Source organism: Clostridioides sp. ZZV14-6387 (genome assembly GCF_020657835.1).
Lineage (GTDB): Bacteria > Bacillota > Clostridia > Peptostreptococcales > Peptostreptococcaceae > Clostridioides > Clostridioides difficile_A.
Window position 1 is genome coordinate 75942 of the sequence record NZ_JAGWCW010000012.1, and the last position, 16645, is coordinate 92586.

The window sequence follows — 16645 nt, forward strand, 5'->3', positions numbered from 1 at the left end:
GGTCTATTTAATATTTATCTAAGCAAAGGCATACTACCAGTAAGTTTATTCACTTTCTTTTTGTTTCCATAGATTGCTATACCAAAATACTGTAAATCATCTTCTGGTACATTAGCAATTCTTTGAACAAATTCATCATAAACATTACAACCCTGTGCAACATCTGAAAAATCTACAACAGTTAATTCTTCAAATTCAGTACTATATAATTTTTTTCGTAAATCTTTTATAAGTTCTTTGTTCCCTTTTAAAATAGGAACAGGAAGCTCAACTATTCCTAGGTGTATGTTTCCTGTTTTATCAAGCACATCTGAACCAACAGTCTCTGGTGCAAATTTTCCTAGTGTAATTCCCATTATAGCAGCAGTATTTGATATGATTCCCATTGGTAAAGTTTCATCTATTACCATAACACATTTTGAATTTTTAGTTTCCATTTTTATTTCTCCTTTTTATTTAAAGTTGTTTTTGTCATTGTTTGTAAATATGTTTTGATATTGCTTTGGAGTAAGACCAATAAAATTCTTAAAGAAATTTGTAAAGTGACTTTGGTCTACAAAGCCTGTCTGTATGGCAGCATCTATAGGTTCTACACCGTTTTCTAAAAGTCTCTTAGCCTTATTTACTCGTATATTTTCTAAGTACCTATATGGTGTAATACCTTTTAATTTTGTAAAGTTGCGAAGTAATGAGTACTTGTTCATTCCTGCTATAGCACTTAATTCATCAAGCAATATACGTTCAGCATAATTGTCTTCTAGATAATCACATACTGCTTGAATTTCTATACTTGTTTTTTCTAAGTTAAATTGCAAATTTGGTTCAGTATATTCTTCAATTAATTGTTCAATGAGAAAGAAAAAAAGTTCTTCCTTTTTAAAATCTAACTCTTCTTCCATGATTATATGATGTAATTCTTGTAGTAGAGGTACTAGCTCACTACGAAATATCACAGATTGATTAAACTTAGGTAAATAGTTTTCTCCTGTAATTTCAAATACAGTTTTTTTCATTATTTCTGGTTTAATATTTATACATCTGTAATCAAGTACTTTATTATCTATCTGTTCACAAGTATGGCTATCAAAAGGGTTAAAAAGTAACAAATCTCCAGTACTTGTGGTATATTCTTTATTTTTACAAGATAAATATCTTTGACCTTTTTCTATAAAACCAATTACATAATGTTCATGAAAATGGTTTGGGAACTTTTGCATTATACCTTTAAATCTATATGCTTCGATTTTCAATTCCTTATCAAAACATACTGTGCGTTCTTCTTGCTTCACTTAAGTAACCTCCCTTCACATTATATAAAGTGTAACACATATTTTTTTGTACTTCTTGTATGATATTGACTAAAATCTAAATATGAATAAAAAAATAGCAACTTTATCTATCTCAGTTGCTATTTTTATTTATATGTAATTTATTTTGCTAAATTATTAAGTGTATCTCCAGCAATTCGATATACTGTCCAATCCTCCATTGGTTCTGCACCCATTGATAGGTAGAAATCTATACTTGGTTTATTTGAGTCTAAACACCACCATTCCAAACGACCACAGCCACGCTCTATAGCAATATTTGCTAGTTTTTTTAGAAATGTTTTGCCATAGCCTTTGCCACGAAATTCTGGTTTGATATATAAGTCTTCCAGATAAATTCCTGCACGACCAAGAAAAGTCGAAAAATTATGAAAAAATAAAGCAAAGCCTATAGCTTCATTTTCATATTCACCAATCAGAACCTCAGCCTTTTTCTTTACAAATATCCATTCATTGAGTATCTCTTCTGTAGCGATAACTTCATCTAATAGATTCTCATAAGAAGCAAGTTCTTTTATGAAGTTTAATATAAGAGGTGTATCTGATTCAACTGCATATCTAAATTTAAGCTCATTTTTTTCTGCAAAATTGTTCATTTTATTACTCCTTTCATTTGTAATACACAAATAAAATAACAATAATGTCAATTCATGTCAACATAATATTATATTTACAGTAGGCGTAATTATTATATTTTCACAATGAATATGATATAATAATAAAAGTTATAAAATAAAAAGTGAATTTTAATTTTATGCTGATATGTTAAAATTATTATAATATAAAATAATTTTGATTATAAGTTATTTAATTGTTATAATAGTATTAAAAATTTAATTTAGGAGATGTACATTAATGTTAAGTATGAATATAGGAGAAATAGTAGCAAGTTTAGTTGGTATAGCTATGGCAATATCAATACATGAGTTTGGCCATGCTTATTCAGCTCACTTATTGGGAGATGATACAGCTAAATCTTATGGTAGAATGACATTAAATCCTGTAAGACATGTTGACCCAATTGGTCTTTTGGCTATGTTTATTCTTAGAATAGGATGGGCAAAGCCAGTACCAGTAAATCCAAATAACTTTAAAAACTACAAAATAGGAAATCTGATAGTTTCACTTGCAGGTGTTTTTTGTAATCTTTTGACTGCCATACTTTGTGTAATTATAAATAAGTATGTGCATATGTATGCGATAAACACAATAGCTGAATATGTGTTTTTATATAGTATTGGATTTGCAGCGTTTAATTTGCTTCCAATACCACCACTTGATGGATGGGGAGTTATATCTACATTTGTACCATATAAATGGAATGAATATGTGTACAAATTTGAAAGTATGAGTTATATAATTTTATTAATTGCTTTATTTACTGGTATATATAGAATAATATTAACTCCAATATATGCTGTACTACTAAAAATAGTATATTTATTCGTTTAATACAATAAATAGATTAAAGAGGGATTGGTATGAAGTATAATATACAATTGCAAGTCTATGAGGGGCCATTAGATTTACTGTATGATTTAATAACAAAACATAAAATAGACATAAAGGATATATCTATAATAGATATAACCAAGCAGTATCTAAATTATCTGAAAGTGTTAGATAAAATGGATTTAGAAATAACTAGCGAATTTATAACTATGGCATCAAAACTCCTAGAGATAAAATCCAAATATCTGCTTTATAAGCAAAAGGATGAAGAGGAAGACCCAAGAATAGAACTTATGGAAAAGTTAGAAGAATATAGAAAGTTCAAGATGGCATCACAAGATATAAAAGAAAATATAACTTATATCAATGAGAGATTTTATAGAAATAAAGAAGAAATAATTATTGATGATAATGTAGATTTAGAAGATATATCAATAGAAGCAATAAAAAATATACTTCCATACATATTTAAAGTTAAAACATCACAAATTGAAAATTCTAATGATGAGAAACTAGATAAAATAGTAAGGAAGAAGATAATATCTGTAGAAGAAAAAATCTTATATATAAGAGATATTATAAAAGAGAAGCTTGAAGTTACTTTTACAAATATCATAAAATCATATGAAAATGATGAAATAATTGCTACTTTTTTATCTATATTAGAACTTATAAAAGAAAAAGAAATAGTAGTAGTACAAGATATATTTTTTGATGATATTCTAATAAGAAAAAGTTCGGAGTGTTAAAATGAAAAGAGAAGATATAAAGTATATTATAGAGTCTGTTATGTTTGCATATGGAGAACCAATAAGTATAAAAGAATTAAACTATATAATAAATAAAGAACTTTCATCAAAAGAGATAGAGATTATGTTAAATTCACTTATTGAAGAATATAGAGAAAAAAATAGAGGTATCCAGATAATTAAATTAGAAAACAAGTATCAAATGTGCACAAATAAAGATTATGCGGAATATATAAAGAAGATTATTGAACCAAAGAAAAAGAAAAGTCTGAGTCAGGCCACATTAGAAACTCTTACTATCATTGCTTATAAGCAACCAATAACAAAAGTTGAGATAGAAGATATAAGAGGAGTAAAGTGTGATAAGGTACTACAGACCTTATTTGAAAATGAACTTATAAAAGAGGCTGGTAGACTTAACAAGATAGGTAAACCTATAATTTATAGAACAACGGATGAATTTTTAAAATTGTTAAATATAGAAACCCTTGAAGAGTTGCCTCCTATAGAAAATTATCAAGAAGTAGCTACAAATGAATAAAATGTTGTACATGTATAGTGATAGCATTAAAATTAAAAACACAATAATTTAGTTTGCGATTTTAAATTTTTAAGGATTTAAAATGCTCTAAGTTATTGTGTTTTTTTGTGTAAATATAAAATTAAAATTATATCGAAATAAATATGGATAATTAAGTATAAATAGTAATTTTTTGATGATAATATAAACATGGAGTTTAATGAATTATTTAATTTTAAGTATTTAATAATAGCTATAATTTTTATAATAAGTATACTTATATTGATTTTAATATCTCATATAAACATCTTATTAGTAGCTGATATAAATAACAACGATATTATTCTAACAATTAATATAAAATACATGTTTAATTTAATAAATATAAATAGACAACTTTATCCAGCTGAAAATAGTAAAAATAATGATAAAAAAGAAGGGATGAAGAATAATATAGATTCAAGTATATTATTAGCTGATGACCTTTTAAGCGTTTATAGACTATTAAAAAAAATAAAAATACATGAACTTTATTCAAATATTAATTTTGGAACTGAAAATATCGGCTTAACATCTTCTGTGTATGTATTAATAAATACTCTATATGGAAATTTATTTAATATAATTGATGCAGAAAAAATGTATTTAAATGTAAATCCAGATTTTACAAAAAATTATGTTTTGGGAAATATAAGGATACATATAAGGTCAAGAATAAAAGATTTATTTCGTACTATAATAATGATTAATAAGATTATGAATAAGAATAAAGGAAATTATAAGGAAGGTGATAGTAATGAGAGCAACAGGTTCGATACAAAGTCTTATGGAAACAACTCTTGAAACAATTAAAGGTTCTATAGATGCAAATACTATTATAGGAGACCCTATAAAAACAGATACTACAGTAGTTGTACCTATATCAAAAGTTACGATTGGATTTGGTATAGGAGGAGGAGAATACTCAAAAGGATATGATGAGAAAGATAAAGAAATTGAATCAAAAAATGAAAAAGCAGATACGAACTTTGCTGGAGGTAGCGCAGGTGCTATATCTGTGCAACCAGTAGCATTTGTAGTTGTTGAAAGTGGAGAGACTAGAATAATGAGTTTAGATAGCAATATTAATCTTGTAGATAATATATTATCTATAACTCCTAGAGTATTGGAGAAAATTCAAAACATATCTCAAAGTAATAAAAATCAAGACAAAAATAATATGCAAGAATAAGATAAAATATTTACAAATATGGTTGTAGTTTTAAATAAGGTAGTGGGATTAGTTTAAATCCCACTATTTTGTTATGTGGTTTAAATGTTTATATATAGTAAGATTTTAGCTTAAAACAATTTAAATAGATAATAAAGTTGATATATAGTATAATTATAAAAAGAAAAGTAGTATTATGTTATAGATATATAAACGTATTTGAGATATAAGAGGGAGTTATAAATCATTAGTTTTGAGGTGAGTGTTATGAGTGATAAAGAGTTATCTATTTTGTTGTTAGAAAGTATGAATAACTTTCATAATTTGATAAAAATTATTAATAATGAAAGATATAAAAAAAGTAAGATTCTTACAGAAAGACAATTTTTTGCTTTAGTAAAGATAAGGAAACATGATAAAATAGAGCTTAAAAATTTAAGTAGGGATTTACATGTATCCACTTCTAGTTTGTGTATATTACTTAATAAATTAGTTGAGCAAGAGTATGTATATAGGGAAGAAGATATTAGAGATAGACGAAATACATTTTATGGAATAACTAAAAATGGAGAAAAGATACTAGATGATGAAATATTAAAATTTGTATCTATAATAAGTGATAAAATGGATTGTTTAGATATAGATAATAAAGATAAATTATTTGCTTCTTTAGAAGAAACTAAAACTATAATAGAACAGTTGTTTTAAAAAGGAGGCTTTATTATGAAGATAAAATGTTCTAAAGAAATATTAAAAAGTTTGGAAAATACTATAACAGTAATAGCTATGTTTGATGGTGAAGATGTTTCTACACCTTTTGATGAATTAAATTTAGTAAGTAGAGATTTTAAAGCTAAAGAAAATAATATAGACACTGTAACATTGTTTAAAAATGATAGTTTAGTGAATGTTTGCTTTGTTGGTTTTGGTAAGAGAGAGTTATTAAATACAGAAAAGATTAGAATAATAGGTGGAAACTTATGTAAGAAGTTAAAAAATATATTGAAAAATAAAGAATATAAGAGTAATGACATTAATATACTGAATCTCGACTTAAGTAGTCATGAAATAGGCGCTTTTACAGAAGGGGTATTACTTGGAGATTATAAATTTAATAAGTATAAGTCAAAAAACAATGATTTTGAAAAAAAGGAAATAGATAATATAATTATATTTACTGAAAAGGAAGTGGAGTGCCAAATTGAAAAAGCTAAGATATTAGCTAATTCAAATATAATAGCTAGAAATCTAGTAAATGAACCATCAAATATAATCTATCCAGAGACGTTAGCAATAGAAACAGTTAGACTTGGAGCAGAGTTTGGGTTTAATGTTGAAGTATATGAAGAAGAAAAAATAAGAGCATTAGGAATGGAAGCTTTTTTTGCTGTTTCAAGAGGTTCTATTAATAAACCAAGATTCATAGTTATGCGATATTTTGGAGACAAAGAAAGTAAAGATATACTTGGTCTAGTAGGTAAAGGATTGACTTATGATACAGGTGGATATTCTTTAAAATCAAATGCTTCTATGTTAGATATGAAAACAGATATGGCTGGTGCTGCAAGTGTCATAGGCGCCATGTGTGCTATATCTCAAAATAAATTAAAGAGAAATGTTATAGCAGTAGTCGCTGCATGTGAAAATGCTTTATCAGGAGACTCATATAAACCTGGAGATATAATTAATTCTATGGCAAAGAAAACTATTGAAGTTTTAAATACAGATGCAGAAGGTAGACTTACATTAGCTGATGCAATATATTACATCATAAATAATGAAAAGGTAACAAAGGTGGTTGATGTAGCTACATTAACTGGTGCTGCTTTAACATTATTGGGTAACGTCGCAACTCCTGTAGTGACAAATAATGATGAATTTTATTATGAACTAGAAAAAGCATCTGCTTTATCAGGTGAAAGGGTATGGAAGATGCCAATTTATGATGAATTTAGAGATATGATAAAAGGTGAAGAAGCAGACCTTAAAAATACAGGAGGTAAAAATGCTGGATGTATAACAGCAGGAGCTTTTATTGGTGAATTTGTTGGTGCTACTCCATGGATACATATGGATATAGCTGGCACAAGTACATCATCAAAATCAATTGGATACAAAGCAAAGGGTGCAACAGGAGAACCTGTTAGAACATTGTACTATTTAGCAGAGATATAAAACAACAATCATAAAATATATAACCTATAAAGCCACATGGATAATTACTTAGATTTAAGATTATCCATGTGGCTTTATTTTTAAATTTAAATAAATTATTTACTCTTTTTCTTTTTTTCAAGTATAAAAGTATCTCTATTAGACAAAAGAGCAGGTATGTACATAATACTAGTAACAAAAATAAATGTAAAAATAGCAGTTGTGCTATGGCTTAAAAAACCATAATAGTATTGAGAATTGGTAAATGTGTTTAGTAAAAATATGAATGAAAAATAAATAAAGCAAATAGCTAAATTATCTCTAAGCGCATATCTGTTAACTTTAAATTTTCTAACATCGACCATATAAATATTTGCATAAATTATAAGACATTTAGAGAAGACAAATATAAAATATATCAAGCTAGGAAATTCATAACCCAAGTTTTTAGAAAAAATGAGTTCTCCAACTGAACAAACCAAACTCCATGAAAAAAAGATATTAAAAAGATGATACTGTTTAAAAATAAGTATGGCTATACACAGGTATATACAGATATAATTAATTCCAATTGGCAAAGAATTTAGAGTACTATAATTACCAGAAGAAATAATTAAGAATTGCTCTAAAGCCATAACTATTACCATTAATGTACAAATTATCTTCTCGACTGTGTAACTATAAGGCAAAATATTTTTTGTTAGTTTTGGACAATAGTATAGAAATAATCCAAATATAAAGAGGCTTACAAATTGTTCACTAGAAAAAAGGAAAATTTTAAACATATAATATTCTCTCCTATAATAAATTTAATATGTATCTATATAAATATATTCATTATCTCTCAATTTAATATATAAAAAATTTAATAATAGTTAGATTTTATATAGGAATTTTTGCAACTAAAAATATCCTATTGTTTTGTGTATATATTCTAATTATGTCAAAAAATAAAAAAATCTTTATTTACTAGAGTTTTTGGAAATAATAATAACAGATATTAGAATTAATTAACATTTTTTGTAAGTATTTGACAATAGAGAGGGTGTAACAAATGGGAATAATAGAGTCAGCATCAAAATTAGCTGAAATGGTTCATTTATTAGCTGTTGAAAAGGGGATAACTGATATAGAAGCATGGGATGAAGCTGTAGAAGAATACAGTAAACTTTATGAAGAAAGAAGAAATGAATAGATTAATAAAACTTTATTATAAAAAAGTAGCTTTACTTAAAGAATTTAGACTTTTTATAAACTATTAAAAATAAAATAAATAAAAAAGATGGTACTTCAAATGTAATTAAAAATCATTTTGTGATACCATCTTTAATATTTATTTTAATAATGTATAAGTAATAAATCTTACTTATCTATATTTTTTATGTAGCCTCTTTTTTCTAATTTTTTTATATGTTCTTTGCGTATTTCATCAAGATTAATACCATATTGTTCTTCTAGTTTAAACATCATCGTAACACATGTCTGAGCTACATCCATTAGCTCCTTAGCAGTTTTCTTTATAATATCAACTTCATCCAAGTCATTATTTTCTCCACTTAGATTTCTGAATTTACCTATACATTCAGCCAATTCACCTTGTTCTTCGCCCATTTTGATAAATGTAGATTCTAGTGTTGGGTCTAAATTATTAAGTTCTGGTAAAGATATAGTTTTTAGTTTCATAAAAAGCTCCTTTCAAGTTATTCATATTTATACTAAAACATCATAACAAAGATAATACTAAAAATAAACTTTAAATTCAACATAAAAACTCATATATAGAATAAAAATAGTGAAATAAATCTACATTTGTCTTAATACAGCATCATATAAGACTTCTCCAATAGGTTTATTTATTACAAGAGAAGCTGATTTATCATAAACTGTGTTTGCTTTATTAATAAGAGCAATGTATTTACCTTTATAATAATCTATAAAACTTGCAGCGGGATATACAGCTAGTGATGTACCTCCTATAATTAATAAATCAGCATTACTTATAGCAGAAATTGTTTTAGTAATAACATCATTGTCAAGAGCTTCTTCATAAAGTACTACATCAGGTTTTACTATAGAACCACATTTGTCACAATAAGGAATATTACCACCTAGGTTTAACATAGCTTCTAAATCAAAAAATTTACCACACTTAGTACAATAATTTCTGTGCACAGAACCATGTAGTTCTAAGACATTTTTGCTTCCAGCCATTTGGTGAAGCCCATCAATATTTTGAGTTATAATAGCTTTAAGTTTGCCCATCTCTTCAAGTTTTGCCAAGGCTATATGAGCATTGTTTGGCTTTGCATTAGGATATATTAATTTATCTTTATAAAATTCAAAAAAATCTTCTGGGTATCTAACAAAAAAAGTATGTGAAACTAATTGTTCAGCAGTAAATTGTTTATTGAGTTTCTGGCTAAACAGTCCAGTAGAACTTCTAAAGTCTGGTATATTAGATTCAGTTGACACACCTGCTCCACCAAAAAATACTATATTGTTATGATTAGCTATCAATTCTTTTAAGTTATTTGCATCCATAGTTACACCTCCAAATTATTATATATAAATTGTACTACATATTAGGATATTTATGTTACTTTATTAGAGCCCTGTGTTTTTAAAATAAATTTATGTAGTAATCACATGTAACATTATAAGTATTATAAAAAAAATCTATTTTCATATTTAAAAAACCTATAGCTTAATAAGACGAATAAAGAATTTATAAATAGAATGTATACAAAATGTAAATAGACAATATTTACTAAAATCACAAGTTGTCGTATAATTATATTAAAATTGTTTTAGTGTATAAGAAGGGCGGGGGAAGTACGTGAAGAAAAAAGCAGCGTTAGCAACATTAGCTGTATTACCCTTAAGTATGATAAATGCACATGCTGATGGGGATGTAGGTATAGTGACTATAAATTATTTAAATGTAAGAAATGAGCCAACTGCCGAAAGTAGTATAGCCTTTGTTGCTAAGAAAGATGACAAGGTTTTAATTAAAGACTCTTCTGATGGATGGTATAAAATAAAAGCTGAATCTGGACAAGAAGGTTGGGCTTCGTCAAAATATATAGCAAAATCAAATGGTGATTCTTTAAGAACATCTACAAATAAAGAAAAACAAGTTACTTCAAATAGTTTAAATATGAGAAATGGAGCAGGCACAAGTTATAGAATCATAACTGTACTAAAAAAAGGACAAAAAGTAGAGGTAGTATCAGAGAGTAATGGATGGTCTAAAATAAAATATGATGGAAGATTAGGATATGTATCTAGTTCTTACTTAGGAGATATCTCGAACTCAACCAATAGCTCAAAAACTAAACAAGTAAATACAACTTCATTAAATGTAAGAAGTGGTCCAAATACAAGTTATGGTTTATTAGGTAAGTTGCCAAAAGGAAGCAAAGTGGAAGTAATATCAGAAAGTAATGGATGGTCTAAAATAAAGTATAATGGAAAAGATGCGTATGTATCAAGTATGTATTTATCAGAGGTAGGTCAAAGTAGCTCAGATGACTCTAGTCAAAGTAATGACAAAAAAAATACTGATAAGGTTGTAAATACAGCTTCATTAAATGTAAGAAGTGGGCCAGGTTCTACATATAGTAAGTTAGGGAAGGTATATAAAGGAAGTAAAGTAACTGTATTGTCAGAGAGTAGTGGATGGGCTAAAATTAGCTTTAATAATAAAGAAGCTTTTGTAGTAGGTAATTATTTATCTACTTCAACAGATGCATCCAATAATAACTCAAATAGTAATTCTAATAATAATTCAAATAGTAATGGAAATAATTCTTCATCATCAGGTCAAGTAAATGGTATGTCTGGTATAAGTGGAGCTAAAATTGATTACAAATCTTTGAATTATACTTTGGAATCTCACATAAGTAAACAAGTTGAGAAAGCGGCAGCAGGGGGAAATGTAATAGCACCAGGGAATAGAAAAAGTACTCCAAGTCCTGAATTTAGTACTTTTTCAGCTCAAAGAACAAGTTCATTTGTAAATGCAAGTTCAAGTGATATAGAATATTATTTAAATCCTAAAAACTTTACAAGTACCACTAAAGGTATGATGCAGTTTTTGAAGATTAATAGCTATAAGGGAGGTATTTCAGAATCGAGTTTAAATTCATATCTTAATGGTTTATCTTCTAGTATCTTTAAAAATCAAGGAGCAGCATTTATAAATGCCGCTAAGAAGTACAATATAGACGTTGTATATTTGGTATCACATGCTATGTGGGAAACTGCATATGGTAAATCTACGCTTGCTCAAGGTCAGACAATAACATCTTATAAGGGTCAACCCCTTAGTAAACCAGTTAAAGTATACAATTTTTTTGGAATAGGAGCAATAGATAAAAGCGCTAATGTTTCAGGGGCAGAAGCAGCATATTCTAATGGATGGACTAGTGTAGAAGCTACTATAGATGGTTCTGCAAAGTGGATATCTCAAAATTACATAAACAGCTCTAAATATAATCAAAACACTATCTATAAGATGAAGTGGAATTATGATTATACATGGCATCAATATGCAACTGATGTTAATTGGGCTAATGGAATTTCTGGAATTATGGAAAATCTAATTGGTCTTTATGGAGGAGGAAGTAGTTTAGTTTTTGAGGTTCCTCAATACAAGTAATACATAAATAAAAAATACAGACTATGGGTAGTTTTCATTTATTTAAATTATCTATAGTCTTTTTGTATATAATTTACAAGGTCTAAAATTAATATTAACAAAATTTTTATGTTATAATATTAATTCTAAGTAAATATAAGTGAATAACAGATAGAAATAGATAAAAAGTGGTAATAATATATATAAAGATAATTTTGAGAAAGGAGGATATAGATGGAAAGTGTTAAGGAATATTTAGATAAATTGGAAATTAATAATAGTGGCCTTGGAAAGCAACTTAAAGAAGTTTACATAAATAGAGTAGTTTATTTTAAAGAAGACAAGATAGTTTATTTTTATCTAACTTCTAAGGAGATTGTTTCTCATGAGCTCTTAGATAAATTTAAAGAAGAATTGATGTATAAACTCGATTATTTTAAAGATATGAGAATGAAGATAAGATTCACTGGATTTGAAAGAAAATCTAATAAAGATGTTATAAAAAAATATTGGAATAATATATTGTATATATTAAAGTATCTTTGTCCATCTATAGCAGGTTGGTATAAACAAGTAGAATTTCTTTGTTTAGATGAAGAATTAAAAATAAAACTTCCAAAAGGTATATTTTATGAGCGATTAATGAAAAAAAATGTAATTTATGTACTTAGAACTGTGCTTAGTGAAGAATTAGGATTGGATTTAAATATAACGATTGAAAAAGCTGTTGATGAAAAAGTGAATAAAGAAAGACTTATAAGAATTAATGATAGAGAAATGGAAGAAAAAATTAGAGCTTTAGAAATTGGAAAAATTAATAATTGTGAAGAGCGTGAAGAAGAAAGTTATGTAATCAAGTCTGAAGTAGATGAAAATTTAGTCTATGGAGATAATGCAAATGCTATGATTGAAAATATAGCTGAATTAAATGCATCTTCTGGAACAGTTGCAATTGTTGGAGATATATTTGATGTTGAAACTAAAGAACTTAAAAATGGAAAAATACTTATGATAGCATCAATTACAGACTATACTAGTTCGATAAGCTGTAAATTATTTTTAACAGATACAAATAAGGATGGAGTACTTGAAAATGTTAAAAAGGGTGCATATTTAAAAATCAAAGGTGACATAGTTTATGATACATATCAAAGAGAAATTAGTATGATGATTAGTGGAATAAGAAAAGAGGTTAGACCAGAGAGGGAAGACAAATCAGAAGAAAAAAGGGTAGAACTACATGCACATACACAAATGTCTTCTATGGATGCAATCTGTTCTGTTAAAAAGCTTGTAGAACGTGCAGCTAAATGGGGGCATCCTGCTATTGCTATAACAGACCATGGTGTTGTACAAGGATTTCCTGATGCTATGAATGCAGGTAAGGCAAATAATATTAAAGTACTTTATGGAGTAGAGGGATACTTGGTTGAAGATGATTCTCTCATTATAGAAGATGCAAATGACAAAGAACTTTCACAGACATTTGTTGTATTTGATATAGAGACAACAGGATTTTCTAACACGAATGATAAAATAACTGAAATTGGTGCTGTAAAGATAGAAAATTTTAAAATTGTGGACAGATTTAGCGAATTGATAAATCCAGAAAAAGATATTTCTTATAAGATACAGGAATTAACAGGAATAACTAATGAGCTAATCAAAGACAAGCCAACCATTGAAGAGGTTCTTCCTAGGTTTATGGAATTTGTTGGAGATAGTGTATTAGTAGCACATAATGCAGAGTTTGATACGGGATTTATATCACAAAAGTGCAGAGAACAAGGTTTATTATATAATAACAAAAAAGTAGATACACTTATGCTGGCAAGAGTAATGTTGCCAAAATTAAAAAGACATAGATTGAATCTTGTTGCTAAAGAACTTGGTATACCTCTTTTAAATCACCATAGAGCAGTAGATGATGCTGAGGCTACAGCACTCATATTTAATAAATTCTTACAAATACTTACAGAAAAAGGAGCAAAGACTTTAAGTGATGTAAATAATGTGCTTGGAAAAATTGATTATACAAAACTTAGCACAAATCATATAACCTTAATAGCAAAAAATTCTGTAGGCATAAAAAACTTATATAAAATAATTTCAGATGCACATGTAAATCATTTTTTTAGAGCTCCAAGAATACTTAGAAGTGTATTAAATGAATATAAGGAAGGTCTGATAATTGGTTCGGCATGTGAAGCAGGAGTGGTCTTTCAAGCTGTAAAGAAGAATGTTTCTGATGATGAAATGAAAAAAATAATAGATTTATATGATTATATTGAGGTAATGCCTATAGATAATAATAGATTTATGATTGACAAAGGAGAAGTTAAGGATGAAGAAGAGTTAAGAGAACTTAATAGAAAGCTAATTGATACAGCTAAAAAATTTAATAAAATTCCAGTAGCTACTGGAGATGTTCATTTTTTAGATAAACATGAAGCTGTTTTAAGAAAAGTTCTTAAATATTCTCAAGGTTTTAAAGTAGATGAAGAAGAAACTTATTTACATTTTAGAACAACAGATGAAATGTTGGAAGAGTTTAGTTATCTTGGTGAAGAATTGGCATATGAAGTTGTAGTGGAAAATAGCAATTTAATTGCTGATATGGTTGAAGATATAAAACCTATACCAGATGATACTTATCCACCGATTATAGAAGGTTCAGACGTGGAATTAAGAGAGATGTGTTATGAAAAAGCTAGGCGAATCTATGGAGATCCAATACCAGAAATAGTTCAAAAAAGGCTAGATAGGGAGTTAAATTCGATAATAAGCAATGGGTATGCGGTTATGTATATTATAGCTCAGAAACTAGTTGCAAAATCGCTTTCAGATGGTTATCTAGTTGGTTCAAGAGGTTCAGTTGGGTCATCTTTTGCGGCTACAATGAGTGATATAACAGAAGTTAATCCTCTCCCAGCACACTATATTTGTGAAAATGAAGACTGTAAATACTCATTTTTTTATGAAATAGGTGAGTGGGGTTCAGGGGTTGATTTACCAGATAAGGACTGCCCAAAGTGTGGAAGAAAGCTTGCTAAGAATGGCCATGATATCCCATTTGAAGTATTTTTAGGTTTTGAAGGTGATAAAGAGCCAGATATAGACCTAAATTTCTCAGGAAATTATCAGCCAATAATTCATAAGTATACAGAAGAATTATTTGGGGAGGGGTATGTATATAGAGCAGGAACTATAGGTACTGTAGCAGAAAAAACAGCGTTTGGATATGCAAGAAAATATATAGAGGAAAATAATATAAGTGTCCCAAATGCAGAAGTACTGAGACTTTCAAATGGTTGTACTGGAGTAAAAAGAACATCAGGACAGCATCCAGGAGGAGTTATGGTTATACCAGATTATAAAGATGTGTATGACTTTACCCCTATTCAATATCCAGCAAATGATACTTCTTGTGGTGTAATAACTACTCATTTTGATTATCATTCAATAAGTGGTAGAATACTTAAATTAGATATACTTGGACACGACGGTCCTACCATAATAAGAATGCTTGAAGATATTACTGGAATAAACATAACAGAAATACCATTAGATGATGAAGAAACGATGTCTTTGTTTACATCCACAGAAGCATTAGGAGTTACTCCAGAAGAGATAAATTGCCCAATAGGTTGTCTTGCTGTACCTGAGTTTGGTACTAAATTTGTACGTCAGATGCTACTTGACACAAAGCCTACTACATTTGCAGAACTTGTACGTATATCTGGTCTTTCTCATGGTACAGACGTTTGGGTAAACAATGCACAGGATTTAGTTAGAGAAGATATAGTTGGGCTGAAAGATGTTATATCAACACGAGATGACATAATGAACTATTTAATATTTAAAGGATTACCTCCAAAAATGAGTTTTACAATAATGGAGAGTGTAAGAAAAGGTAAAGGTCTAAAACCAGAACATATTGAAGAAATGAAGAAAAATAATGTCCCAGAATGGTATATAGGTTCATGTAAAAAGATTAAATACATGTTCCCAAAAGCACATGCAGTTGCTTACGTTATGACATCATTCAGAATTGCATATTGTAAAGTACACTATCCAGAAGCATTTTATGCAACTTACTTTACTACAAAAGTTGAAGATTTTGATGCAGATTTAATTGTTAAAGGTTTAGAATCTATAAAATCAAAAATAAATGAAATTGAAGCATTAGGAAACGATGCAACTACAAAAGAAAAAGGTATGTTAACAGTGTTAGAAGTTGCTCTTGAAATGTATGCTAGAGGAATAAAATTATTGCCAGTTGATATATATAAATCAGATGCAACTGATTTTATAGTTGTGGGAGAAAAGACATTACTTCCACCAATGGCAGCAATACAAGGTCTTGGAGGAAATGCGGCCATAAATATTCAAAATGAAAGAAAAAATGGTGAATTTATATCAAAAGAAGATTTGAGAAAGAGAACGAAAATATCAAAAACAGTAATAGAAACTCTTACCAATCATGGTTCACTTGAGAATATGAGCGAGAGAAATCAATTGTCACTATTTTAAGTTAGTCCAAAAAGTTGCAAATAAAAGAATTTTATGATATCATGGTATAGAAAATAGTAT

The 16645-nt window shown here is 28.0% G+C and carries 15 protein-coding genes; 10 read left to right on the plus strand and 5 right to left on the minus strand.

Annotation, left to right across the window (positions count from 1 at the left end; all coding sequences use genetic code 11):
• Positions 1-14 precede the first annotated feature (14 nt).
• The 3 genes from KGF38_RS09560 to KGF38_RS09570 form a co-directional block, all read right to left on the minus strand.
• Positions 15-437, minus strand: coding sequence for a DUF2000 domain-containing protein (locus KGF38_RS09560; protein ID WP_054269782.1), 423 nt, complete (start codon positions 435-437; stop codon positions 15-17).
• Between the two features lie 15 nt (positions 438-452).
• The gene (locus tag KGF38_RS09565) at positions 453-1289 is read right to left on the minus strand and encodes an AraC family ligand binding domain-containing protein (RefSeq protein WP_054269783.1); all 837 of its coding nucleotides are present in this window, start codon (positions 1287-1289) and stop codon (positions 453-455) included.
• A gap of 140 nt (positions 1290-1429) precedes the next feature.
• Positions 1430-1924, minus strand: coding sequence for a GNAT family N-acetyltransferase (locus tag KGF38_RS09570; protein ID WP_074178895.1), 495 nt, complete (start codon positions 1922-1924; stop codon positions 1430-1432).
• Between the two features lie 259 nt (positions 1925-2183).
• Between KGF38_RS09570 and KGF38_RS09575 the strand changes: the two genes are divergently transcribed.
• The 8 genes from KGF38_RS09575 to KGF38_RS09615 all read left to right on the plus strand — a co-directional run bounded on the left by KGF38_RS09575 (position 2184) and on the right by KGF38_RS09615 (position 8608).
• Complete coding sequence (locus tag KGF38_RS09575; RefSeq protein WP_021384047.1) at positions 2184-2780, plus strand: site-2 protease family protein; 597 nt, start codon at positions 2184-2186, stop codon at positions 2778-2780.
• A gap of 29 nt (positions 2781-2809) precedes the next feature.
• A complete protein-coding gene (locus tag KGF38_RS09580; RefSeq protein ID WP_021384043.1) occupies positions 2810-3529 on the plus strand; it encodes a segregation and condensation protein A in 720 nt (239 codons plus the stop codon).
• Between the two features lies 1 nt (position 3530).
• A complete protein-coding gene (scpB, locus tag KGF38_RS09585) occupies positions 3531-4070 on the plus strand; it encodes an SMC-Scp complex subunit ScpB (protein ID WP_054269785.1) in 540 nt (179 codons plus the stop codon).
• Between the two features lie 189 nt (positions 4071-4259).
• On the plus strand, positions 4260-4892 hold the full coding sequence (locus KGF38_RS09590) for a DUF2953 domain-containing protein (protein WP_054269786.1): 633 nt from the start codon (positions 4260-4262) through the stop codon (positions 4890-4892).
• Positions 4876-5280, plus strand: a complete 405-nt coding sequence (locus KGF38_RS09595; RefSeq protein ID WP_074179047.1) for a spore germination protein GerW family protein — start codon at positions 4876-4878, stop codon at positions 5278-5280. Before KGF38_RS09590 ends, KGF38_RS09595 begins: the two co-directional genes overlap by 17 nt.
• A 246-nt stretch (positions 5281-5526) precedes the next feature.
• Positions 5527-5967 carry a MarR family winged helix-turn-helix transcriptional regulator gene (locus KGF38_RS09600; RefSeq protein ID WP_074178896.1) on the plus strand — a complete coding sequence of 147 codons (441 nt, stop codon included), beginning with the start codon at positions 5527-5529 and terminating at the stop codon, positions 5965-5967.
• A gap of 15 nt (positions 5968-5982) precedes the next feature.
• A complete protein-coding gene (locus tag KGF38_RS09605; protein ID WP_074178897.1) occupies positions 5983-7434 on the plus strand; it encodes a leucyl aminopeptidase in 1452 nt (483 codons plus the stop codon).
• 1033 nt (positions 7435-8467) lie between these two features.
• Positions 8468-8608, plus strand: coding sequence for a hypothetical protein (locus KGF38_RS09615; RefSeq protein ID WP_054276308.1), 141 nt, complete (start codon positions 8468-8470; stop codon positions 8606-8608).
• Between the two features lie 167 nt (positions 8609-8775).
• On the opposite strand, the gene KGF38_RS09620 is transcribed toward KGF38_RS09615, so the two are convergent.
• Both KGF38_RS09620 and KGF38_RS09625 read right to left on the minus strand, forming a co-directional pair.
• Complete coding sequence (locus KGF38_RS09620) at positions 8776-9096, minus strand: MazG-like family protein (RefSeq protein WP_009905401.1); 321 nt, start codon at positions 9094-9096, stop codon at positions 8776-8778.
• Positions 9097-9216: 120 nt separating this feature from the next.
• Complete coding sequence (locus tag KGF38_RS09625; protein WP_054269792.1) at positions 9217-9954, minus strand: NAD-dependent protein deacylase; 738 nt, start codon at positions 9952-9954, stop codon at positions 9217-9219.
• Positions 9955-10249: 295 nt separating this feature from the next.
• Between KGF38_RS09625 and acd the strand changes: the two genes are divergently transcribed.
• Both acd and KGF38_RS09635 read left to right on the plus strand, forming a co-directional pair.
• On the plus strand, positions 10250-12073 hold the full coding sequence (acd, locus tag KGF38_RS09630) for an N-acetylglucosaminidase (protein WP_054276310.1): 1824 nt from the start codon (positions 10250-10252) through the stop codon (positions 12071-12073).
• Between the two features lie 213 nt (positions 12074-12286).
• Positions 12287-16585: a PolC-type DNA polymerase III gene (locus tag KGF38_RS09635; RefSeq protein WP_074178898.1), complete on the plus strand. Its 4299-nt coding sequence runs from the start codon at positions 12287-12289 to the stop codon at positions 16583-16585.
• Positions 16586-16645 lie beyond the last annotated feature (60 nt).